A 20743-nucleotide genomic window follows, 5' to 3' on the forward strand; every position below is an offset into this window, starting at 1 on the left:
AGCGTGCCCACGACTTTCGTGGGCACGGCGCAAGAGCGCCTTTGCCCACCCTACGACACCTACGCAAACACGGCGCCAAACCGCTCCAGAAACTGCTTCTCGGCCCGCGCCGCCGTCCAGGGCGTCAGATAGTCGCGCCGGACGCTGTCGGAGAGGCCCGGGTCCTTGCCGAACAGCCGCTTGGCCTCGCTCTCGCCGAAGCCGGCGAGCTCGGTCGCCTCCAGATAGGCCGCGCCGCGATCGGCGGCCTTGATGGCGAGCGTGATCTCGTCGGGCAGCACCGGCGGCAGGCCGAAGCGGATGTGGATGGCGCCGAGCAGACGCTTCTCCACGGCCTTGTAATGGCCGTCGAGCACGGCCTTGAACGGCGAGATCATGTCACCGATCACATATTCGGGCGCGTCGTGCAGCAGGGCTGCGAGCCGCATGCGTTCGTCGACGCGCGGCATCTCGTGCCGCAGCACGAGCTCCACCAGCAGCGTGTGCTGCGCGACCGAGAAGATATGCGCGCCGGTGGTCTGCCCGTTCCAGCGGGCGACGCGCGCAAGTCCATGCGCGATGTCGGCGATCTCGATATCGAGCGGCGAGGGATCGAGCAGATCGAGCCGACGACCCGACAGCATGCGCTGCCAGGCGCGGGACTCCGCGTCGCGTGCGGTCTTCTTCGCCGTCATTTGGCCTTGAGGCGCGGCTTGCGCTGCAGCTTGCTGCAGGTCGTGTGGCAATGGCAGTCGACGAGATGGTCGTTGACCATGCCGGTTGCTTCCATGAAGGCGTAGACGATGGTCGGGCCGACGAATTTGAAGCCGCGCGAGGATAGCTCCTTGGAAATCTGCGTCGACAGCGGCGTCGACGCCGGCACGCTCGCGGTGGTCTTGAAATTGTTGACCTTGGGTCGTCCGTCCATGAAGTCCCAGAGCAGCTTCGAGAAGCCCGGGCCTTTCTCCATGATGTCGAGATACGACTTCGCGCTGAGGATTGCGCCGTCGATCTTGGCGCGGTTGCGCACGATGCCGGCGTCGTTCATCAGCGCGTGCACCTTCTTGTCGGTGTAGCGCGCGATCTTCTCCGGCTGGAAATCGTCGAACGCTTTACGGAAATTGTCGCGCTTGCGCAGGATCGTGATCCAGGACAGGCCGGCCTGAAAACCGTCGAGGATCAGCTTTTCATAGAGCGCGCGGTCGTCATATTCCGGCACGCCCCATTCGGTGTCGTGATAGGCGACATAGAGCGGATCTTCACCTGGCCAGGGGCAGCGGGTCTTTCCGTCGGGATGCAGGCGGGGAGCTCGGCTCATGCGATGGGCTGCTTGGTGGGAATGCGAACGACGTCAGGTTCTGCCAGCTTCAACGCGAGTCCGCCAGCGGTGAGCGGCTGGTCGGCATCGAGCGCGTCCGCAACGCGGTCGATGCGCACGAGCGCAATGCCCTTGCCTTGCGCCGACGAGCCCATGGTGCCGACGGATTTGTCTCCTGCCATGATGCTGACACCGGCCTCGGGCGAGGAGTCCTCGAGCAGCACCTTCACGCTGCGGGTGCGCGCGGTGCCGCGATGCTGCATGCGCGAGACGACCTCCTGGCCGACATAGCAGCCCTTGTCGAAATCGACACCGGCGAGGCGGTCCATATTGGTCTCGTGCGGGAACGCATCGCTGTACATGAAATCGAGCCCGCCGCGCGGCACGCCGAGTGCGATGCGATGCGCCTCGTAATCGGCGGCATCGACCAGCTCGGCGCCGATCAGATCGGACAGTTTCTGCTTGAGATCTTCGGGGATCAGGATGCGGATGCCGAGCGCTTCGTTGCGCGGATCGGCAAAGGCGAGGTCCGGCTGAGCGCCAGGCTGTCCGTCCCAGGCCGCGAGCACGCCGAGATCGTCGGACAGGTTATCCACCGTCACCTTGGCGCGCAGCTTGTAGAATTTCAGCTTGGTGGCGAGCCCATCGGCGAGCGGTTTCGGGCAGTCGATCAGGAACCCGCCGCCATGGCCGGCGGGGGCTTCCGTGATCAGGAAATCCACGATGATCTTGCCCTGCGGCGTCAGCAGCGCGCCGAATCGGCCCAGGCCCGGCTTGAGCCTGTCGACATCGGTCGTGATGAGGCCGTTGAGGAAGTTGCGTGCGTCCTCGCCCGCGACCTTGATCACGCCCCGGTCGGGAAGAAACGCTGATTTCATGCGAAAATCTCTTGCGACATGGTGCTCCGGAACGTAAGCCCGCAAGGCATAAACGACAAGACCTCGAGCCCTGCGCTTGGGGATGAGAGAGGCCTCCAGCCATGACCCAGCGTTTCGATGTGATCCTCAAAGGCGGCACCGTCGTCAACCAGGACGGCGAGGCTGTTCGCGATATCGGCATCGCAGGCGGTCGCATCGCCGAGCTGGGCCCGCTGTCGCAGGGCTCCGCCGCCGAGGTGATCGACTGCAAGGGCCTGCACATCCTGCCCGGCGTGATGGATACGCAGGTGCATTTCCGCGAGCCCGGGCTGGAGCAGAAGGAAGACCTCGAGACCGGCTCGCGCAGCGCCGTGATGGGTGGTGTCACCGCCGTGTTCGAAATGCCGAACACTTCGCCGCTCACGGTGACGGAGGCGACGTTCACCGACAAGGTGAAGCGCGCGCACCACCGCATGCATTGCGATTTCGCCTTCTTCATCGGCGGCACCCGCGAGAACGTGCAGGATCTGCCCGTGCTCGAGCGCGCGCCCGGCTGTGCCGGCGTGAAAGTGTTCATCGGCTCCTCGACCGGCGCGCTGCTGGTGGAGGACGACGAGAGCCTGCGTCGCATCTTCCAGGTGATCCGCCGCCGCGCGGCGTTCCATGCCGAGGACGAGTACCGCCTCAACGACCGCAAGTCGCTCCGCATCGAGGGCGATCCGCGCTCGCATCCGGTGTGGCGCGACGAGACCGCGGCGCTGATGGCGACGCAGCGCCTGGTCAAGCTCGCGCACGAGACCGGCAAGCGCATCCACGTGCTGCACATCTCGACCAAGGAAGAGATCGAGTTCTTGCGCGATCACAAGGATGTCGCCTCCTGCGAGGCGACGCCGCATCATCTCACGCTGGTCGCGCCCGAATGCTACGAGCGGCTCGGCACGTTGGCGCAGATGAACCCGCCGGTGCGCGGCGCCGATCACCGCGCCGGCATCTGGCGCGGCATCGAGCAGGGCATCATCGACGTGCTCGGCTCCGACCATGCGCCGCATACGCTGGAGGAGAAGCAGAAGACCTATCCGGCGTCGCCCTCCGGCATGACCGGCGTGCAGACGCTGGTGCCGCTGATGCTCGATCACGTCAACGCCGGCCGACTGTCGCTGGCACGTTTCGTCGATCTCACCAGCGCCGGCCCGGCGCGTCTCTACAACATGGCCTGCAAGGGCCGCATCGCCGCCGGCTACGACGCCGACTTCACGGTGGTCGATCTCAAGCGCAGTGAGACCATCACCAACAAATGGGTGGCATCCAAGGCCGGCTGGACCCCGTATGATGGTGTCCGCGTCACGGGCTGGCCCGTCGGCACCTTCGTCCGCGGCCGCCGCGTGATGTGGCAGGGCGAACTGGCGACGCCGTCGCAGGGCGAGCCGGTGCGGTTTCTGGAGACGTTGAAGCAGTAGGAATTGTGGGTGAGAGGCACGCACGTGCCACACATCCAGTGTCGTCCCGGCCTAGTGCGCAATTGCGCACGGGGGCCGGGACCCATACCGCGGAATCTCTCCGTGATGGACGGTCGCAGTACCAGCGAAGGGATTAACTGCTAGTCTTCGCCAAACGTCTCCCTGTGGTTATCGGTCCCGGCTTTCGCCGGGACGACGTCGGGGAGGGATGGGAGTACAATCAATGTCCCAACCGACACCCCTCATCACCACCGAGCAACTCGCCGCCATCCTCGGCGACCCCGACCTCCGCCTCTACGACTGCACAACCTACAACGAGCCGGTCCCGCCCGGCAGCGATGTGCCGTATCGCGCCGTCCCCGGCGACAAGACGTTCGCGGCCGGCCACATCCCGGGCGCGGATTTCCTCGACCTGCAAGGTGAGTTCTCCGACGCCGCCGCGCAGCAATTCTTCATGATGCCGGCCGTGGCCCAGTTAGAGGCCGCCTTCGGCCGCCACGGGCTCGATTCAACCAAGACCATCGTGCTCTACAGCATCGGCACCATGATGTGGTCGACGCGGTTCTGGTGGATGCTGCGTTCGCTCGGCGTCGATGCTCGGGTGCTCGACGGCGGTTTCGACAAATGGAAGGACGAGGGGCGGCCAGTCGAGACCGGCGCCCCCAAGGGCTATCCGGCGACGACCTTCAAGGCCACGCCGCGCACCGGCTTCTTCGTCGACAAGAACGTTGTGAAGGCGCGTATCGGCGATCCCTCCACCGTCACCGTCAACGCACTCGGGCCGCAGTTTCATAAAGGCCTCGAGCCGAGCCGCTATGGCCGGCCGGGCCGCGTACCCGGCAGCGTCAACGTGTCGGCTGCAACGCTCGTGAATGCCGACAAGACCCTGACCTCGCTTGCGGATGCCGAAGCCAAATTCGCCGCGGCAGGGGTCACGCGCGACAAGAACGTGATCCTGTATTGCGGCGGCGGCATCTCGGCGACAATCGACCTGCTCATGCTGACGCAGCTCGGCTACGACAAGCTGACGCTCTACGATGCCTCGATGGGCGAGTGGGCGAGGGACCCGGCGCTGCCGATCGAGACGGATTAGGGTGCTATTACCGTCCCCCTCCAGGGGAGGGTAAGTCAGAAAGTTGGGAACTTCTTCTCCCGGCCTGCATCCAATGTCGGAGAGCAACGGAAACGAGCAGGTGACAGCCATGCAACGCACCGCAGCCGGCCTGTCCGCCGGCATCAGGACATCGGAAGCTGTGCTGATCGACCGTGCCCGGAGCCGGGACGAGGCCGCGCTCCGCGAGATCATGCAGGCCAATAACCGCAGGCTTTACCGCCTCGCGCGCGGGATCTTGCGCAGCGACAGCGAGGCTGAGGATGTGGTGCAGGAAACCTATGTCCGCGCCTTCACCCATCTCGATGGTTTCAGGGGCGAGTCCGGGCTGTCGACCTGGCTGTCCCGCATCGCCATCAACGAGGCGCTTGGCCGGGTGCGCAGCGCCAAGCCGCATGTCGAGCTCGGCGCGGTGGGCGAAGCCGCGCTCGAGGCGCAGATCATCAAGTTTCCCGTTTCTCCCGCAGGCGATCCGGAAAGGACCATGGCCCAACGTGAAATCCAGCGCGTCGTCGAACGCGCCATCGACGAGTTGCCGGATGCTTTCCGCATGGTCTTCGTTGCACGCGTCATGGAGGGCATGAATATCGAGGAGACCGCCGATCTGCTCGGCGTGAAGCCCGAGACCGTGAAGACGCGGCTGCATCGTGCCCGCACCATGCTGCGCGAAATTGTCGAGAAGGAAATCGGCCCGGTGATGATGGACGCGTTCCCGTTCGCCGGCTGGCGCTGCGAGCGGCTGACCGTGTCGGTGCTGAAGCGCCTCGGAATCGGCGGCTGAAATTTTTCGGGAACGTTTGCGCGAAGCGCCCATCCAATTCCTGTGAAGCAACGCCGGAAAAACCGTCCGGCAGCACAGGAGTGTCAAACCATGTTCGTTCGTTGGAGCGCGGCGCTCGCCGCAGCCGTTCTGTTGTCCAGCCCCGTGCTGCTGCAAGGCGCGAGCGCAGCGGACAAGCCCACCGATCCACAGATCGCCCACATCGCCTACACGGCCGGGGTGATCGATATCAACGCGGCCAAGCAGGCGCTCGCGCTGGTCAAGAAGCTGAACGTCACGCCGGAGGATAACGACACCAGCAAGGCGCTGTCGAAGCAGGCGAGTGACAAGCTGGCCGAGCTCGGCAAGCTGGACGGGACTGCGTTCGACAAGGCCTATGTCGCCAACGAGGTCGCCTACCACAAGGCGGTCAACGGCGCGCTGGAGACCCAGCTCATTCCATCCGCCAGCAATGCCGAGCTGAAGAGCCTGTTGCAGACCGGCCTGAAGATCTTCCAGGGCCATCAGCAGCACGCCGAGCATGTCGCGGCCGAGCTGAAGTAAGGAGTGTGCGATGAGGCTGGGACGGCTGTCTTCGATCGCCCTTGTCTTCGCGGCGATATCAGTCCCGGCGCACGCCGCGACGATCGAGATCGCGATGGAGAATCTCGTGATCTCACCGGCCGAGGTGTCGGCGAAGGTCGGCGACACCATCACATGGATCAACAAGGACGTGTTCGCCCACACTGCCACGGCAAAGAACGGTGATTTCGACGTGACGCTGCCACCGAAGAAGTCGGCGACGTTCGTTGTGAAGAAGGCGGGAACGGTCGATTATTACTGCCGCTATCATCCCAATATGAAAGCGACGCTCAAGATCGAGCCGTGAGGAGGGGCCGCGTATTCCCGACTCCAGCGGGAACATCTCCCGGCCATCGCGAGACTAATGCTTGTCCGAGGGAAACAGCTTTCGTGCGATAAACGCAGCAGACTTCGCGAACGATGTTGGCCAAAGCCTGTTCGCAAAGTCATTCATCCGTAGACTGGCCCCGCCCGTGAGGCGGGGTCATTTTCGAAGGGGCTTACTGCCTCGCGAGGCAGACCGAGAATTCGCCGTTGCGAATGCGGGCAGGAAAGCCCTCGACGAACTTCGCCACCGCGTCCTCGCCATAGGTGCCGACAAGCTCGGCAAGCGCCGCAAACAGGCTCGCCTGCGCCAGGCAATCGCCGTCGACGCCGTCATGGCGCGCTTCGGCCCAGGCCTCGTTGAGATAGCTCAGTGCGGCCTGTTTCTGCTCGTGATCGGGCAGCGGCGCGCGGGCGGGGGCGTAGGAAATCGGCTGGCTCATGAATCTCAATCAGGGCTGGGGCGCGATCCACGGCGATGCGCTGTGCAAGAGGTGTAGCACGCGCATTAACGACCGCTAGGCCACATCTTTAGGAACGGTTAACGGCTGTGAACAAAGTCGATGACAGAGTTCCTGTTAGCCCAACCCTCATGGTGAGGAGGCGCGTCAGCGCCGTCTCGAACCATGCAGGCCCCGCTGCTGCAGCCGGGCCTTTCATCCTTCGAGACGCGCGTACCGCGCTCCTCAGGATGAGGGGTTGCGGTCGGGCGCTTTGCTGACGGGGAAAATCTAGTTCGCGTAGCGCGCCGTGAGATCCCGCGAGATCTTCGAGCCTTCCTCGATGTAGCGGCGGATCGCCACCGTCGCGGCCGGCGTGCAGCTCCGGTAGGTCTGCTGGAAGCCGTTATAGCCGCGGTTGAAGCCTGCGATCATGCGGGTGCGACGTTCGCCGGAGGGCGTTTCAGCATCGATCAGCGCCTGCATCTCGCTGCGCCATTTGTTGCCCTCGTTGGTGCCGCAGATGCCTCGCAGATAGTGCAGGCCGCCGAGGATCTCGGCCAGCCGCTGCAAATCGGCGTCGAACGGCGCCGCTACGTCCTGGGCCCGGGCGGGCGCGGAAGCGCAGGCGAGAATCAGGGCAAAAATGGCCAGAAATCGCGTCGACATCGGCGGGCTGTATGCCCCCTCGGGGCCGATGACGCAAGGCGGGCGGTCAGGGGCCGATCAGACGGGCGGCCGACTGGATGATCTCCTCCAGCCCCCCGGTCATATTGAGGTCACCGAGGCCGGCCAGGGCGTCCGGGGCGATCCAGCGGTAGTCGTCGAGCTCGTCGTTCAGGGTGGGTTCCCGGGCCACCCAGCGGGCGGCAAAGGACATGATCAAATAATGGCCGGCCCCGGGCGCGGCCGGGAGCACCTCGCGCCAGCCGGCAAGGCTGACGATCTCGATATCCAGTCCGGTTTCCTCGTCGACCTCGCGGCTCAGCGCCTGGTGCAGTGATTCGCCGAATTCGACCCGGCCGCCGGGCAGCGAATAGAACCCCTTGGCGGGCGAGCGGGCGCGGCGGGTCAGCAGCACCTTGCCGTCGCGGAAAATCGCGGCACTGACCGCGATCTGGGGATGGGTGGGCTGGACAACTGCAGGCATATCTTCAACGTGTCTGGCTTAATTCGCCATGATGGTGTCGACGTCGGCTTCCGCGCCGCCGTTAATGATACCGCCGCAGGCCGCGATCAGCGGCTTGACCCAGAGGGTGGCCTGTTCGGCGAGCCGGACGCGGGTCGTGTCCTTCTCGACCTCGCGCATGGCCGAGCCGACCGCGGTCAGGATCGAGGTCATGGTGTCGGTGATGTGGTCGAACTGGGTCCGCACGCTCGGCTCGGCCTTCTCATAGGCTTCGATGGCCAGATCCCGTGCCTTGAAGTTCGAGGCGGTGAAATGCTCGGCATAGGACAGCGGCGACCAGGTCAAAAAGTCCTCGGCGCATTCCGGCATGTCCGGGATCATTTCCAGAAGCATCACGGCTTCATTGAAATGGTTGAGATAGTCAGTGGCAAGCCCGGTCCGCGGGTTGATGTTGGCCACGCGCAGCCGCTCGGCCCAGGCCGCGGCCTCGGGGCCCGTCTGTGCGCGCGTCGCGGGTTGGGAGGCCGTTGAGCTCATCTGCCGCAGTGTTAACGTTCGGGGTTAAAAGGACCTGAACGGACCCTATATAGACACCCTAAGATGTGCGGACGCTTCGTCATAACTTCAGCCCCCGAGGCTTTGCGGCAACTGTTCGGCTATATCGAGCAGCCGAATTTCCCGCCACGGTACAATGTCGCGCCGACGCAACCGATTCCGGTCGTGTCGGTCGAGAATGGCGCGCGCCATTTTCGTCTGATGCGTTGGGGTCTGCTGCCGGGCTGGGTCAAGGACCCGAAGGGCTTTACGCTGCTGATCAATGCGCGCTCGGAGACGGTGCTGGAGAAACCCGCGTTCAAGAAAGCGATTCGGCGACGGCGTGGACTGATCCCGGCGGACGGTTATTACGAGTGGAAGGCGATCGACGGCCGCAAGCAGCCGTTCTTCATTCATCATGCCGACGGTGCGCCGCTCAGCTTCGCCGCCGTCTTCGAAACCTGGATCGGGCCGAACGGCGAGGAGCTCGACACGGTGGCGATCGTCACGGCGGCGGCTGGCGAGGATCTCGCCACGCTGCATGACCGCGTACCGGTGACCATCAGCCCGCGCGATTTCGAGCGCTGGCTCGATTGCAGAAGTGACGAGGTCGATGCGATCCTGCCGCTGATGACGGCCCCGCGCATCGGCGAATTTGTCTGGCACCCCGTCTCCACCCGCGTCAACCGCGTCGCCAATGATGACGACCAGCTGCTCTTGCCGATCAGCGCGGAAGCGATGGAGGCGGAGGCCGAAGCGGCGAAGCCGAAGAAGATCGCGCGCAAGGTTGCGGCCGGTTCGGTCGATGACGGGCAGGGCTCGTTGTTCTAGCTGAGCTGCCGTAGGGTGGGCAAAGGCGCGGCGCGCCGTGCCCACGATCTCTCCCTTCAACGCGCAGTGGTGGGCACGCTTCGCTTTGCCCACCCCACGGCAGCGGAGTTTCAAACAACCTCCCTTGCCCTCAACGCCGCAATCTCCGCCGCATCAAACCCCAGCTCGCCCAGCACCGCATCCGTATCCGCACCCAATTCCGGCGCCATCCGATCGAGCTTGCCACCACCATGCGCGAGCTTGAATCCGCTGCCGGCAAAGCGCAGGCGGCCATAGGGTGTGTCCAGCTCCTGGATCGCGCCGCGCGCCTTGATCTGCGGATGGTCGATCACCTCCTCGACCTTCCAGATGCTGGCGCAGGGCGCACCGGCGTCTTCCAGGAGTGTCTCCCATTCGCGCGCAGGCTTTGCCGCCAGCGCCTGTTCGATGATGGCGCGCAGTGCGGGCTCGTTCTCGTTGCGCGAAAACCAGTCGGCGAAGCGTGGGTCATTCAGCGTATCCTCGCGGCCAAGCGTGGACATCAGCGCGCGGTATTGTTTTTCGTTGTTGACGGCGAGCAGGATGTGACCGTCGCCGCATTTGAACAGGTTCGCGGTGGTCCGGCGGCTCACGGCCTGATTGCCCGAAAGCTGCTGGTGATGGCCGGCGACCGACCAATCCGCGATCTGGCCGGAGAGAAATGCCATCGTCGCCTCCAGCATGGAGACGTCGATGAACTGTCCCTTGCCGGTGCGGTCGCGCTGGTAGAGCGCGCTCGACACGCCGAACGCGGCCGTCGCGCCCGAGAGTACGTCGCACACCGCAAAGCCCGCGCGCGTCGGGCCCGTCTCGGGATGTCCGGATATCGCCATGATGCCCGACAGCGCCTGCATCTTGCCGTCATAGCCGGGCCGTAACCGATCCGGGCCGGTCTGGCCGAAGCCGGACACCGCGCAATAGATCAGCTTTGGATTGATCGCCGAGAGCGCCTCGTAGCCGATGCCGAGCTTGTCCATCACGCCCGGCCGGAAGTTTTCCATCACCACGTCGACTTGCGCCGCGAGCTTCTTCACGATCGCAATGGCGTCGGGCTTCTGCAGATCGAGCGTCAGGCTGCGCTTGTTGCCGTTGATGGCCTGGAAGGCGGGAGCCAGCCCGCGCTCGGCCCATTCGCGCGAGAGCGGCGTGCGGCGCATGTCCTCGCCCTCGCGCCGCTCGACCTTGATGACGTCGGCGCCCAGCAGCGCAAGCTGGTAGCTCGCATAGGGGCCGGCCAGCACCTGGGTGAAGTCCAAGATCTTCACGCCCTCGAACGGTCGCGTCACGTCGCTCTCCCCTTGTTGTTTATTCTGTCGGAGGACGTCAGGCGGCGCGATTGCCGCGCGCGATCTCCTTCTGCTTGTCGAATTCGGCGCGGCGGCGTGCCAGCTCTTCCGGCGAGAGCTGTGCGACATTGTTGTAGTCGAGCTTCCAGGAGGGGTCCTCGCTCCAGCGCAGTGGCGACTGCATCGTGGTCTGCGGGCCGCTCGCGGTCTCCAGCAGCTTCAACGCCAGCTCCAGCGTCTGCGCCTGCGAGGCGACGTCATGCGGCTTGCCGGCGGAATTGCCGAGCGGGAAGTCCGAGAACAAAAAGCGCGGCACGGCGGCGTGCTCGATGATGTCCTTGGCGCAGCCCATGATCACGGTCGGAATGCCGTTGGCCTCGAGATGCCGCGCCACCAGCGCGGTGGTCTGGTGGCAGACCGGGCAGTTCGGCACCAGCACGGCGACGTCGACCTTGTCGGCGATACAGCGCGCCAGAATCTCCGGGGCGTCGGTGTCCAGCGTGACGCGATGGCTGCGATTGGTCGGCGCACCGAAGAAGCGGGGCGCGACCTCGCCGATGCGTCCTGCCGCCTGTGCCTTCAACAGCTGCGGCAGCGGAAACCAGGTGCCGTTGTCGGTCGCTGTGGTGTGCTTGCGGTCGTAGCCGATGTGCGAGATGCGCAAATCATGCGCTTTCGAGGTGTCACCGTCATAGACCTGGTAGAATTTCGCGCTGCCGTTATACGCCGCGCCCGGCCCCTGATCGCCCTTGGACGGATCATAGGGCGCCGCCGTCGTGATGATGGTGACGCGCGATTGCGCAAGCGGCTTTTTCAACGGCTGGAACGGCGCCTCGGTGTAATGCGCCCAGCGATATGCCGTGGTGTAGCCGATCGCCGCGTAATAATCCCGCGTGCGCTGCATATAGGGGACGGGGGAGTCATAGTCGGGCGCAAAGCCGAATTCGTCGTCGCGCGGAGCGGACATGGACGCGTCTCCTGGTTCTTGGTTGGGGCCAGACTAGAGATAGTTTTTGGGTTGCTCAACGGGGGCGCGGGTGACGCAGGCCAGAATTGCAGATGAGGATAGTGCCGCGCGAGCGGTGCCACTTACCCTCCCCTGGAGGGGGAGGGTCGATCGCGCGCAGCGCGAGCGGGGTGGGGTGATCTCTCCACACGGGCACTGTTGGATGAGGAGAGACCGTCACCCCACCCCGTCTCACATTTCGCTGCGCTCAATGTGAGCCGACCCTCGAGCGAGCTACGCTCGTCTCGGCCCCCTCCAGGGGAGGGTAAGTAAGCTCACCTGAAAATGTGCAGCGCCGCGTATTGCAGCAGCATGATCGCCTTGGCGTCGATGATGCGGCCGTCGGCGATCATCGCCAAGGCCTCGTCGATGCCGAGCTCCAGCACCTCGATATCCTCGCCCTCATGTTCGAGGCCGCCGCCGGCGCTGACGCGCATCTCCGGCTCATATTCGGCGACGAAGAAATGGATTTTTTCGGTCACGGCGCCAGGGCTCATGAACGCCTCGAACACCTTGTGGACGTCGTGCAGGCGATAGCCGGTCTCTTCCTCGGCCTCGGCACGGATGCGCGCCTCGGGCTCGGCGTTATCAAGCACGCCGGCGGCGGCCTCGATCAGCAAATCGTCGTAGCCGCGGGTGAAGGCCGGCAGGCGGAATTGGCGCACCAGGATCACGCTGCGCCCGGCGCGATTATAGGGCAACACGGCGGCGGCGTTGTCGCGCTCATAGATTTCGCGTTTCTGCGTCTGCCATTCGCCGTTGCCGCGGCGGTAGTCGAATGTCGTGCTTTTTAGCGTGGTCCAGCCGTCCGAGAGCACACGGACGTCCTTGATGCGGACGCGGTCGGAAATGGTCATTGCTGTCTTCCGGGTGAGAGCTAACGGGGCTGCTCGCGGTCGTCGAGCCACTTCTGGAACATCACCGAGGTCGATTCCTCGAAGCCGAGCGACTGGTAGAACGCATTGGCCTGCGCATTCTCGCGGCGCACGAGCAGTTGCAGTTTTGCGATGCCGGCGGCGCGCAGCCAGTCCTCGGCTGCTGCCATGATGGCGCGGCCATAACCGCGCTTGCGGATATCAGGGTCGACCGCAACGTAATAGACCCAGCCGCGATGACCGTCATGCCCGACCATGACGGTCGCCACGATCGCGCCACCATCGCGGCCGATCAGCACCGTCGAATTCTCGCGCCGCCGCGCCAGCGCGATATCGGCATGCGGATCGTTCCATGGCCGCGTCAGGCCGCAGCGCTGCCACAGCGCAACGACGTTCTCGACGTCGGCATCCCCAATCGCGTCGACCGCAAGAGCACTCACAGCACCTTCCCCGGGTTCATGATTCCGTACGGATCGAGCATCGCCTTGATCGCGCGCATCAGCTCGATCGCGGTCTTGTCCTTGACGTCAGGCAGCTCGTCGCGCTTCAGCACGCCGATGCCGTGTTCGGCCGAGATCGAGCCGCCCATGCGCAGCACGATCTCGAACACGACAGCGTTCATCTCGTGCCAGCGCGCCAGATAATCCGCCGTGTCGGCGCCGATCGGCTGGCTGACATTGTAGTGCAGATTGCCGTCGCCGAGATGGCCGAACGGCACCGGCCGCGCGCCGGGGATCAGTTTCACCACGGCGGCGTTGGCTTCCGCGATGAATTCAGGCACGGCGGCGATCGGCACGGAGATGTCGTGCTTGATCGAGCCGCCCTCGGGCTTCTGTGCGGACGACATCTCCTCGCGCAGCTTCCAGAAGCCATTGCGCTGGGTGAGGTTGGCCGCGATCACGGCATCGTCGACGATTTCCTCCTCCATGGCGCGGGTCAGGATCGTCTCCAGCGGCGTGCGGGCGTCGTCCCCGGGCGAAGACAATTCCATCAACACGTACCAGGGATGCTTCTCGGCAAGGGGATCGCGCACGTCGATGCCGTGGCGGATCGAGAAGTCCACCGCCATCTCCGAGAGCAGCTCAAAACTCGTCAGCGCATTGGCAGCCTCGCCCTGCGCGATCGTCAGCAGTTTGAGCGCCGCCGCCGGCGATTTCAGCCCGACATAGGCGGTCTCGACCGCCCGCGGCTTCGGAAACAGCTTTAACGTCGCCGCGGTGATGATGCCGAGCGTGCCTTCCGCGCCGATGAAGAGGTTGTGCAGATTATAGCCGGTGTTGTCCTTCTTCAGCTTCGACAGCACGTTGAGCACGCGTCCGTCGGCGAGCACCACTTCCAGCCCCAGCGCCATCTCGCGCGCCACGCCATAGGCAAGCGCGGCGGTGCCGCCGGCATTGGTCGAGAGATTGCCGCCGATGGTGCAGCTGCCTTCAGCGCCCAGGGAAAGCGGAAACAGCCGGTCGACGTCGGAGGCCTTCTGCTGCGCGATCTGCAACACCACACCGGCCTCGCAGGTCATGGTGTTCGACGCGGTGTCGACCTCGCGGATCTTGTCCAGCCGCCGCAGCGACACCACGACCTCGCCATTGTGCGGCGTCTGGCCGCCGACGAGCCCGGTGTTGCCGCCCTGCGGCACCAGCGCGATTTTGTGCGCGGAGGCGAGCTTGCAGATCGCGGAGACCTCGGCCGTCGAACCCGGGCGCAGCACCAGCGGCGATCGGCCGTGGAACAGATTGCGCTCCTCGGTGACGTAAGCCTGGATATCGGTCGCATCGGTGATCGCGTGCTTGTCGCCGACGATCTTGCGGAATTGGTCGATCAGCTCGGGCGCGAGTGGAGGGGTGGCGGATTGATTGATGTTCATTGTCTCGTCTCTTCGCTCTTATCTCGCCACGGCGGCCCGGCGCAGCCGGTCGTTGATCGCTTCGCCCAGGCCTTCCTCGGGAATCGCCATCACGGCAATCGCGGTCGGCGTCTTCGCATCGAGGCTGCGAAGATAGCCGAACAGATTGGCGGCGGCTTCATCGAGATCAGCCGCGGGCGACAAATTCATGACAGCGGCTGCGGCCTCCAGGCCGGGCAGGCGCGCAGGCCCGAACGCCAGCAGCGCTTCACCCGGCGCAACGTCGCGCGCGTTGAGCCGCACATTGGCGCGCGGCGCGTAATGCGAGGCCATCATGCCCGGCGCCAGCGGCTGGCTGTCGTCGCTCTCGGCCTCGACCGGCGGCCGCGCCAGGGCTAAGCCGAGCACGGCTTCGATCCGTTCGCGCGACAGCCCGCCGGGCCGCAGCAGCATCGGCGCCTCGAAGCAGCCGACAATGGTCGATTCGACGCCGACCGCGACCGGCCCGCCGTCCACGATCAGGTCGATCCGCCCCGCAAGGTCGCTCTCGACATGCGCGGCCTGCGTCGGCGAGACGTGGCCGGAGATGTTTGCCGACGGCGCCACCACCGCCCCGCCGAAGGCGCGCAGGATCGCCTCCGCCACGGGATGGGCGGGAATGCGGATCGCGACGGTGTCGAGGCCCGCCGTGGCGAGATCGGCGACCGGGCAATCGTCCGTCTTCGGCACCACCAGCGTCAGCGGTCCCGGCCAGAACGCTTCAGCGAGCTTCAGGGCGCGCGCATCGAACCGCCCGATCCGCCGTGCGGCCGCGAGGTCCGCGACGTGTGCGATCAGCGGGTTGAAGGCCGGCCGCCCCTTGGCGCTGTAGATATGGGCCACCGCCGCGGCATTGGCGGCGTCGGCGCCGAGCCCGTAGACGGTCTCGGTCGGAAACGCGACCAGGCCGCCGGCGGCCAGCGTCCGGGCGGCAGCTTCCGCGCCGGCCGCGCCGGCCGGCAAAACCTGTGTTTCAAGACCCGTTTTCACAGGGACAAAATTCCTCATCTCGGCCGCTTGCGGTGCGCCAAACCCGACGCTATAAGCCGGCCTCTTGTCGGAGTGTGGCTCAGCCCGGTAGAGCACTGCGTTCGGGACGCAGGGGTCGCAGGTTCGAATCCTGCCACTCCGACCATTCTTCCAAAAGTTGACGTTTTCCAGAGGCTTGGCGGACCGGCCGCCAGCGCCTCGGGGTTCCTTTTTGCAACGATTTTGAGGGCGGGTCCACGGCCGATTTGACCCTCGCAGGGCGGCTTGAGCGCGTGGCATGGCTTGTCGCTCGCCGGCATTGACGGTCCGGCCTCGCGGGCTAGGTCAGAGGCCTAGCGGCTTCGCTCGACTGTCTCGCGGACATGGGCTGATCGGAAATGCGCCGGAGTACACGGTGATGCAGCCAGCGATTCAGCGCCTTGTTCAGCTCGGTCCATTCCCGAGTTCAAGTTTGGCCAAGGCGCCAGTGCTGCGGGAGTTGGAAGCTTTGCTTGCCGGTGTGCAAACGCCCGTTACCAAGGATGAGGCAAGGGCTTTGGTCCGGCTCTTTGGCCCTGATGACTGCTTTGGGCTCGCTTGGTCACTGCTTTATCTGGTCGAGACGTCACCCGACTGGCGGATCGACGATGCACTCGATGGTCTCAGCGGTGAATGGATCGAGAGACTGAGAGAGCGTGGTAGCTGTCGTCGCGCGTAGGATCTCCAACGCAAACGGCGCGGTCGAGATCGACCGCGCCTTTGTAGTCTTCGGTGCTGGCCTCAGTACTCGTGGGGTGTGTAAGCCGGTGCGCGCCAGCCGGGCTGGTCGTATCCGTAACCGGGCCCCCAATAGCCGTAGGTGTTGGCTTGATGCCAACTACCGATGGGTCGGCATTGACCGACGCCGGCCATCAACTGACCGCCGCTCATGGCCGGACCGGCGGCGCCGACAGCGTCGCCGCTCGCGGGGGTGCACCCGCCGGGACCGCGTCCGGCTCCAAGGCTGGGGCTTGCAGTAGCGAGCGGCAAAATCATCAGTGCGGCCGCGCTCAGTAGTTTCATGCGTGTCATGGTTGTCTCCATGTCAGGTTTCGACAGCGAGCCAATCCCTGCTGCGTTCGGGCGTTCCCTGCAGGAAGATCGCGATTTCGCGAGCAACAACGGCCGCGTCTGGTTTTCGCGGATAAATGGCGCTCCAGTCACGCGAGTGTGTCGTCGCGAGCGCGCGCGATCACCTGCGCGTCACCAGCACGCCCAGCAAAAACGCCACCATCAGCGACGGCAGCGGGGCCTCTCGCACCATGCCGCGCACGATGTCTGACCAGCGCGGGTCGGGGACGAGTCTTGGCGATCTGATCTCGGCCGCGGGCGCGATGCCCCATTCCGACGCCAGCTCGGCGATCTCGCTCGCGGCCAGACGCACGCCGTCACGTACGCGGAAGATCGCGGCCTCGGCGCGCTCGCGCGGCGCAAGCAGCATCACCGTCGCGATCGCCGTGCGCAACGTCATCTCGCCAAAACCTTGCAGTCTCACCGACTCCTCGGGGGCGGACATCATGCGAATTTCCTCACAGTGCCAAATTCTTCACAACGCCAAGTTCTTCACAACGCGAAGTGGTGCGCGATGGTGAAGGCCATCGTCGCGCACAGGACCAGCGTGGAAACCGCGCCGGCCACACCGCGCGCGAGATCGGCTCGCGTCAGGTGCCTGGTCATGATTGTGCTCCATGCTCTCTCCATGGAAATGGCGGGGCTGCGCGTTGGTTCCTTGGATGCCGGCCGAATCGTCCGCGGCGATCGGATCGATGCGGCCTCTCAAGCCCCGCTCTCGTCCCCGCGCACCGACCGCAGCGCCGAGAGCAGGCCCACCAGCTCCGCCTGGCCGCGGACGCCGGTCTTGGCGAACACCCGCCGCAGATGGGTCTTGACCGTGTTCGGCGAGATCTCGAGCCGGATGCCGATGGTCGACACCGAGTGGCCGAGCGAGGCCTGCAGCGCAACCTGCGCCTCCGCCTTGGTCAGCTTGTAGGCGTCCATGATCCATTGCGGCGGCAGCGCCGGTGGCCGGGCGGGATCGAGCATGAAGATGATCGCAGCGCTGTCGTGATCGCCGAGGCCCGCAAGGCCGTCGCGCGCGCGGCCCTGCGCCGGCGCCACGAGAATGGTGATGAGCCGCCCGTCACCTGGATGGGGAATGGCCATCGTGCCGCCCGGCGCGCCCGATAGCGCCGAGCGGGTCATGCGATCGAATTGCCGTGCCGAGGCCGGCCATGCGCTCGACAGCGTCCGGCCGCGCAACGCCAGCGCGCCGTCATTGGTCATGGCACGGAAGGCCTTGTTGGCGAACTGAACGTGGAGCCTGCGATCGAGCAGGGCCACGCCGGCCGCAAGATGGTCCAGAACCGCCGGTACAGCGTGAAAATCGGTATCCGGAAAAAGATTTACAATTTCACTGGTGCGCATCTCGCATGCGCTCCTTTCGACGCCGCGACGTGCGGCGGGGCAATGTCGCGATTAAACAACGAAACGCCGGCGCCGGCCACCGCACCGCGTGTGCAGTCCTGGCCAAAGATGGAGTAAATCCGGCCAAAAAGTGCAACCTGAAGTTCAGGTGCCGTCGCGCGCCGCTTCGTTCTTCTGAAACTGTGCGCGATACCATTGCGGGGTCACGCCAAGCTGACGGACGAAGGCGCGCCGCAGGCTATGCACGGTGCCGAATCCGCACCGTTTTGCGACAGTCTGGGCGGGAAGATCGGTGTCCTCGATCTGACGCCGCGCTTCGTCGAGCCGGATCCGTTCGACATATTCGCGCGGGGTCTCGCGAAGCTCGTCGACGAACAACCGGCGAAAATTCCGCTCGCTCATCCCGACATGGGCCGCGAGCGCTTCTGCGCTGAGGTCATCGGCAAGGTGCGCGAGTGCCCATTCCTGCGCCTTGCGGAGGGCGGGAACCGCGCTGAATTGCGCCTGGAGATGTGTCGAGAACTGCGATTGTCCCCCCGGGCGCTTCAGGAACACCACAAGGCTGCGGGCCACGCGCAGGGCAAAGGTGCGCCCATGATCTTCCTCGATCAAGGCAAGCGCGAGATCGATCCCGGCCGTGATGCCGGCCGACGTGTAGGTCTGGCCATCGCGCACGAAGATGCGGTCGATCTCGAGTGTCGTCGCCGGAAAATTCTGCGCGAAAGACGGGGCAAGGGCCCAATGCGTGGTCGCGCGCTTGCCGTCGAGAAGGCCGGACGCCGCGAGTGGAAACGCGCCGGTGCAGATCGAGCCGTGTCGTCGCGCTTTGGGGGCTGCTTCGCGCAACCAGCCGACCAGCGCGGGGTCGCTTAGCGCCGCGACGTGGCCATATCCGCCTGCGACCAGAAGCGTGTCGATCGGGCCGTCGAGATCGGCGAGCGCGGAGTTGGGAACGATGGAGAATCCCACTGACGTCGAGATCGGATCGGTGCTTACGGCGGTGACCGACAGACGGTACAGGCCGCGCCCGGCCAGCGCATTCGCCATGCCGAAGGCTTCCATCGGGCCGCAGACGTCCATTGCCATGATGTTCGGATAGACGAGAACGACGATGTGGCGTTCAGGGCTGGCCGAAGCGGGCGTGCTCATGGCGCGGTCAATTTCTGCGATGTGCGGTCACGATCTTGAGGCCGGTGTCCCGCCATCGCGAGGACGAGCGCGCGCTCGCTCCCGAGACGTGCAGGCCCGTAATGAACGTCCAAGATGTGGCTGGATTGTGCACAAAGCCGGGCGGGCGGCGGATCACGAATCCGTTGCGCCGCCTGCTATCTTATTTTCGCAGCAGTTCCCGCAAGGCCGCGGTTGCCTCGGCGCAGCGGATGTCGTCGATCTCCCGCGACAGGCTGAGCGCGCTCGATTTCAGCTCTTCGACCCTCCAGCTCTCGGGATGCTGGTTTTCGAGCTGGTTCAGTCGCTTGTTCAAATCGTCCAATCTGGACTGAAGCTGCCCGATGCTGGCGGCTCCATTCACGTTCCAAACGCGCTGTGCACGCATCGTCGTTCCCCTGAATTGTCTCACGGCGTTGTGAGCAGGGTTCGTGGCCGCATTGGGCGTTTCTTTTGTCCGGTGTTAGATCGCGGGGAACCGTTGCAGATTGGCAACGAAAGTTCCTGGAATACCTGAGCGCACTGGCTCATCCTTAGGCAACGGCTCCAACAGGCGTGGAATCTGCATAGGCGCGACCGTCGTTTGCGCGGGCACGATGATGGACCCGGTCGATCCGGGAAACGAACGAGGGACGATTCGTGGCGAGATGTGTGACTGTGGCGGCCGGCCAATTGGGCCCGATCGCGAGGAGCGAGACGAGGCGTGAGGTGGTGGCGCGCCTGATGGCGTTGATGCGCCAGGCCAAGGCCAATGGCTGCGATCTGATCGTCTATCCCGAGCTCGCGCTCACCACCTTCTTTCCGCGCTGGTACTTCGAGGACCAGGCCGCGATCGACAATTTTTTCGAGCGCGAGATGCCGGGAGCGGAGACGCAAGCCCTGTTCGATCTCGCGCGCGCGAGCGGCATCGGATTTTGCCTCGGCTATGCCGAGTTGACGGTCGAGGCTGGACTCGTTCACCGCTACAACACGTCGATCCTCGTCGACAAAAGCGGCGCGATCGTCGCGAAATACCGCAAGGTCCATCTGCCCGGCCACGCCGAGCACGAGCCCTGGCGCAAGTTTCAGCATCTGGAGAAGCGCTATTTCGAGCCGGGAAGCGGCTTCGGCGTGGTCGACGCATTCGGCGGCGTGATGGGGATGGCGATCTGCAACGACCGCCGCTGGAGCGAGACCTATCGGGTCATGGGCCTGCAGGGCGTCGAGATGGTGATGATCGGCTACAACACGCCGGTGCACAATCCGCCCGCGCCCGAGCATGACGATCTCTCGCTGTTCCACAATCATCTGGTGATGCAGTCGGGCGCCTACCAGAACGGCACCTTCGTGGTCGGTGTCGCCAAGGCCGGCGTGGAAGAGGGCGTCGACCATATCGGCGGCAGCTGCATCATCGCGCCCTCCGGCGAGATCGTCGCGCGATGCACGACCAAGGGCGACGAGCTCGCGATCGCCCGCTGCGATCTCGATCTCTGCAATTCCTACAAGCGCACGATCTTCAATTTCGATGTTCATCGCCAGCCGCAGGCCTATGGGATGATCGTCGAGCGGAAGGGCGTGGCGACCATGGCGGACGGGACGGCTGTACACACCCTCAGTCGTCGTCCCGGCGAAGGCCGAGACCCATAACCCCAGGGAGGGGTTTGGCGAAGAGTGGTTGGGCGAGACCGATATCTCCTCAAATCGATAGACTTCGCGGTATAGGTCCTGGCTTTCGCCAGGACGACACCGGGGTTGTGGCCGCTGGTCTCGGCCTCC

25 protein-coding genes and 1 tRNA gene are annotated in these 20743 nt (G+C 64.9%); 9 read left to right on the top strand and 17 right to left on the bottom strand.

The annotated features are described in order from the left end of the window. Nucleotides 1-59: 59 nt before the first annotated feature. From NLM31_RS12105 to NLM31_RS12115, 3 genes are read right to left on the bottom strand one after another with little or no spacing between them, the layout of a single operon-like run. Nucleotides 60-674, bottom strand: a complete 615-nt coding sequence (locus NLM31_RS12105; protein ID WP_254192338.1) for an HD family hydrolase — start codon at nt 672-674, stop codon at nt 60-62. Then, on the bottom strand, nt 671-1297 hold the full coding sequence (locus NLM31_RS12110) for a DNA-3-methyladenine glycosylase I (protein WP_254192339.1): 627 nt from the start codon (nt 1295-1297) through the stop codon (nt 671-673). Before NLM31_RS12110 ends, NLM31_RS12105 begins: the two co-directional genes overlap by 4 nt. Then, a complete protein-coding gene (locus tag NLM31_RS12115; RefSeq protein WP_254192340.1) occupies nt 1294-2175 on the bottom strand; it encodes a folate-binding protein YgfZ in 882 nt (293 codons plus the stop codon). The genes NLM31_RS12110 and NLM31_RS12115 overlap by 4 nt, the downstream gene beginning before the upstream one ends. A 101-nt stretch (nt 2176-2276) precedes the next feature. On the opposite strand from NLM31_RS12115, the gene NLM31_RS12120 reads away from it, so the two are divergent. From NLM31_RS12120 to NLM31_RS12140, 5 genes are all read left to right on the top strand, one after another. After that, nucleotides 2277-3611: a dihydroorotase gene (locus NLM31_RS12120; RefSeq protein WP_254192341.1), complete on the top strand. Its 1335-nt coding sequence runs from the start codon at nt 2277-2279 to the stop codon at nt 3609-3611. A 223-nt stretch (nt 3612-3834) separates the two neighbouring features. Further along, entirely contained in the window at nt 3835-4704 is an 870-nt protein-coding gene (locus tag NLM31_RS12125; protein WP_254192342.1) for a sulfurtransferase, read from the top strand. 109 nt (nt 4705-4813) lie between these two features. Continuing rightward, a complete protein-coding gene (locus NLM31_RS12130; protein ID WP_254192343.1) occupies nt 4814-5503 on the top strand; it encodes an RNA polymerase sigma factor in 690 nt (229 codons plus the stop codon). A 90-nt stretch (nt 5504-5593) separates the two neighbouring features. Next, the gene (locus NLM31_RS12135) at nt 5594-6046 is read left to right on the top strand and encodes a DUF4142 domain-containing protein (RefSeq protein WP_254192344.1); all 453 of its coding nucleotides are present in this window, start codon (nt 5594-5596) and stop codon (nt 6044-6046) included. A gap of 10 nt (nt 6047-6056) precedes the next feature. Further along, on the top strand, nt 6057-6371 hold the full coding sequence (locus tag NLM31_RS12140; RefSeq protein ID WP_254192345.1) for a cupredoxin family copper-binding protein: 315 nt from the start codon (nt 6057-6059) through the stop codon (nt 6369-6371). 193 nt (nt 6372-6564) lie between these two features. Here the strand turns inward: NLM31_RS12140 and NLM31_RS12145 are convergent, their stop codons facing one another. The 4 genes from NLM31_RS12145 to NLM31_RS12160 form a co-directional block, all read right to left on the bottom strand. Then, nucleotides 6565-6831: a hypothetical protein gene (locus tag NLM31_RS12145; RefSeq protein ID WP_092227477.1), complete on the bottom strand. Its 267-nt coding sequence runs from the start codon at nt 6829-6831 to the stop codon at nt 6565-6567. A 288-nt stretch (nt 6832-7119) separates the two neighbouring features. Then, nucleotides 7120-7497: a TIGR02301 family protein gene (locus tag NLM31_RS12150; protein ID WP_254129396.1), complete on the bottom strand. Its 378-nt coding sequence runs from the start codon at nt 7495-7497 to the stop codon at nt 7120-7122. Between the two features lie 46 nt (nt 7498-7543). Continuing rightward, on the bottom strand, nt 7544-7978 hold the full coding sequence (locus NLM31_RS12155) for an NUDIX hydrolase (protein WP_254192346.1): 435 nt from the start codon (nt 7976-7978) through the stop codon (nt 7544-7546). A gap of 18 nt (nt 7979-7996) precedes the next feature. Further along, on the bottom strand, nt 7997-8494 hold the full coding sequence (locus tag NLM31_RS12160) for a hypothetical protein (protein WP_148771915.1): 498 nt from the start codon (nt 8492-8494) through the stop codon (nt 7997-7999). 63 nt (nt 8495-8557) lie between these two features. Between NLM31_RS12160 and NLM31_RS12165 the strand changes: the two genes are divergently transcribed. After that, a complete protein-coding gene (locus NLM31_RS12165; RefSeq protein ID WP_254192347.1) occupies nt 8558-9322 on the top strand; it encodes an SOS response-associated peptidase in 765 nt (254 codons plus the stop codon). A gap of 110 nt (nt 9323-9432) precedes the next feature. On the opposite strand, the gene NLM31_RS12170 is transcribed toward NLM31_RS12165, so the two are convergent. From NLM31_RS12170 to NLM31_RS12195, 6 genes are all read right to left on the bottom strand, one after another. Beyond that, nucleotides 9433-10626, bottom strand: coding sequence for a CaiB/BaiF CoA-transferase family protein (locus tag NLM31_RS12170; RefSeq protein WP_254192348.1), 1194 nt, complete (start codon nt 10624-10626; stop codon nt 9433-9435). Between the two features lie 37 nt (nt 10627-10663). Then, a complete protein-coding gene (locus tag NLM31_RS12175) occupies nt 10664-11593 on the bottom strand; it encodes a glycine/sarcosine/betaine reductase selenoprotein B family protein (protein ID WP_254192349.1) in 930 nt (309 codons plus the stop codon). A 314-nt stretch (nt 11594-11907) separates the two neighbouring features. Next, entirely contained in the window at nt 11908-12489 is a 582-nt protein-coding gene (locus NLM31_RS12180; RefSeq protein ID WP_254192350.1) for an NUDIX domain-containing protein, read from the bottom strand. A gap of 20 nt (nt 12490-12509) precedes the next feature. Beyond that, entirely contained in the window at nt 12510-12947 is a 438-nt protein-coding gene (locus NLM31_RS12185; RefSeq protein ID WP_254192351.1) for a GNAT family acetyltransferase, read from the bottom strand. Then, nucleotides 12944-14371, bottom strand: coding sequence for an FAD-binding oxidoreductase (locus NLM31_RS12190; protein WP_254192352.1), 1428 nt, complete (start codon nt 14369-14371; stop codon nt 12944-12946). The genes NLM31_RS12185 and NLM31_RS12190 overlap by 4 nt, the downstream gene beginning before the upstream one ends. Before the next feature lie 18 nt (nt 14372-14389). After that, nucleotides 14390-15379 (bottom strand): L-threonylcarbamoyladenylate synthase, encoded by a 990-nt coding sequence (locus NLM31_RS12195; protein WP_254192353.1) that lies wholly within the window; start codon nt 15377-15379, stop codon nt 14390-14392. Between the two features lie 68 nt (nt 15380-15447). Between NLM31_RS12195 and NLM31_RS12200 the strand changes: the two genes are divergently transcribed. Together NLM31_RS12200 and NLM31_RS12205 are read left to right on the top strand one after the other, a co-directional pair. Next, nucleotides 15448-15524: transfer RNA gene (locus NLM31_RS12200), tRNA-Pro, on the top strand. 252 nt (nt 15525-15776) lie between these two features. Beyond that, nucleotides 15777-16076, top strand: coding sequence for a hypothetical protein (locus tag NLM31_RS12205; protein ID WP_254192354.1), 300 nt, complete (start codon nt 15777-15779; stop codon nt 16074-16076). A gap of 513 nt (nt 16077-16589) precedes the next feature. On the opposite strand, the gene NLM31_RS12210 is transcribed toward NLM31_RS12205, so the two are convergent. The 4 genes from NLM31_RS12210 to NLM31_RS12225 all read right to left on the bottom strand — a co-directional run bounded on the left by NLM31_RS12210 (nt 16590) and on the right by NLM31_RS12225 (nt 19376). Beyond that, nucleotides 16590-16916, bottom strand: a complete 327-nt coding sequence (locus NLM31_RS12210) for a hypothetical protein (protein ID WP_254129511.1) — start codon at nt 16914-16916, stop codon at nt 16590-16592. A 257-nt stretch (nt 16917-17173) separates the two neighbouring features. After that, the gene (locus tag NLM31_RS12215; RefSeq protein WP_254192355.1) at nt 17174-17821 is read right to left on the bottom strand and encodes a helix-turn-helix transcriptional regulator; all 648 of its coding nucleotides are present in this window, start codon (nt 17819-17821) and stop codon (nt 17174-17176) included. A 144-nt stretch (nt 17822-17965) separates the two neighbouring features. Beyond that, entirely contained in the window at nt 17966-18970 is a 1005-nt protein-coding gene (locus tag NLM31_RS12220; RefSeq protein ID WP_254192356.1) for a GlxA family transcriptional regulator, read from the bottom strand. Between the two features lie 181 nt (nt 18971-19151). Further along, nucleotides 19152-19376, bottom strand: a complete 225-nt coding sequence (locus NLM31_RS12225; protein WP_254129514.1) for a hypothetical protein — start codon at nt 19374-19376, stop codon at nt 19152-19154. 251 nt (nt 19377-19627) lie between these two features. Between NLM31_RS12225 and NLM31_RS12230 the strand changes: the two genes are divergently transcribed. After that, nucleotides 19628-20614, top strand: a complete 987-nt coding sequence (locus NLM31_RS12230) for an N-carbamoyl-D-amino-acid hydrolase (protein WP_254192357.1) — start codon at nt 19628-19630, stop codon at nt 20612-20614. Nucleotides 20615-20743: the final 129 nt, after the last annotated feature.

Origin of the sequence: Bradyrhizobium sp. CCGUVB4N, assembly GCF_024199945.1 — a bacterium.
GTDB lineage: Bacteria > Pseudomonadota > Alphaproteobacteria > Rhizobiales > Xanthobacteraceae > Bradyrhizobium.

Coding starts and splice junctions, on each gene's coding strand:
- NLM31_RS12105 (WP_254192338.1), bottom strand. CDS start 674: ATGACGGCGAAGAAGACCGCACGCGACGCGGAGTCCCGCGCCTGGCAG.
- NLM31_RS12110 (WP_254192339.1), bottom strand. CDS start 1,297: ATGAGCCGAGCTCCCCGCCTGCATCCCGACGGAAAGACCCGCTGCCCC.
- NLM31_RS12115 (WP_254192340.1), bottom strand. CDS start 2,175: ATGAAATCAGCGTTTCTTCCCGACCGGGGCGTGATCAAGGTCGCGGGC.
- NLM31_RS12120 (WP_254192341.1), top strand. CDS start 2,277: ATGACCCAGCGTTTCGATGTGATCCTCAAAGGCGGCACCGTCGTCAAC.
- NLM31_RS12125 (WP_254192342.1), top strand. CDS start 3,835: ATGTCCCAACCGACACCCCTCATCACCACCGAGCAACTCGCCGCCATC.
- NLM31_RS12130 (WP_254192343.1), top strand. CDS start 4,814: ATGCAACGCACCGCAGCCGGCCTGTCCGCCGGCATCAGGACATCGGAA.
- NLM31_RS12135 (WP_254192344.1), top strand. CDS start 5,594: ATGTTCGTTCGTTGGAGCGCGGCGCTCGCCGCAGCCGTTCTGTTGTCC.
- NLM31_RS12140 (WP_254192345.1), top strand. CDS start 6,057: ATGAGGCTGGGACGGCTGTCTTCGATCGCCCTTGTCTTCGCGGCGATA.
- NLM31_RS12145 (WP_092227477.1), bottom strand. CDS start 6,831: ATGAGCCAGCCGATTTCCTACGCCCCCGCCCGCGCGCCGCTGCCCGAT.
- NLM31_RS12150 (WP_254129396.1), bottom strand. CDS start 7,497: ATGTCGACGCGATTTCTGGCCATTTTTGCCCTGATTCTCGCCTGCGCT.
- NLM31_RS12155 (WP_254192346.1), bottom strand. CDS start 7,978: ATGCCTGCAGTTGTCCAGCCCACCCATCCCCAGATCGCGGTCAGTGCC.
- NLM31_RS12160 (WP_148771915.1), bottom strand. CDS start 8,494: ATGAGCTCAACGGCCTCCCAACCCGCGACGCGCGCACAGACGGGCCCC.
- NLM31_RS12165 (WP_254192347.1), top strand. CDS start 8,558: ATGTGCGGACGCTTCGTCATAACTTCAGCCCCCGAGGCTTTGCGGCAA.
- NLM31_RS12175 (WP_254192349.1), bottom strand. CDS start 11,593: ATGTCCGCTCCGCGCGACGACGAATTCGGCTTTGCGCCCGACTATGAC.
- NLM31_RS12180 (WP_254192350.1), bottom strand. CDS start 12,489: ATGACCATTTCCGACCGCGTCCGCATCAAGGACGTCCGTGTGCTCTCG.
- NLM31_RS12190 (WP_254192352.1), bottom strand. CDS start 14,371: ATGAACATCAATCAATCCGCCACCCCTCCACTCGCGCCCGAGCTGATC.
- NLM31_RS12205 (WP_254192354.1), top strand. CDS start 15,777: ATGCAGCCAGCGATTCAGCGCCTTGTTCAGCTCGGTCCATTCCCGAGT.
- NLM31_RS12210 (WP_254129511.1), bottom strand. CDS start 16,916: ATGATGTCCGCCCCCGAGGAGTCGGTGAGACTGCAAGGTTTTGGCGAG.
- NLM31_RS12215 (WP_254192355.1), bottom strand. CDS start 17,821: ATGCGCACCAGTGAAATTGTAAATCTTTTTCCGGATACCGATTTTCAC.
- NLM31_RS12220 (WP_254192356.1), bottom strand. CDS start 18,970: ATGAGCACGCCCGCTTCGGCCAGCCCTGAACGCCACATCGTCGTTCTC.
- NLM31_RS12225 (WP_254129514.1), bottom strand. CDS start 19,376: ATGCGTGCACAGCGCGTTTGGAACGTGAATGGAGCCGCCAGCATCGGG.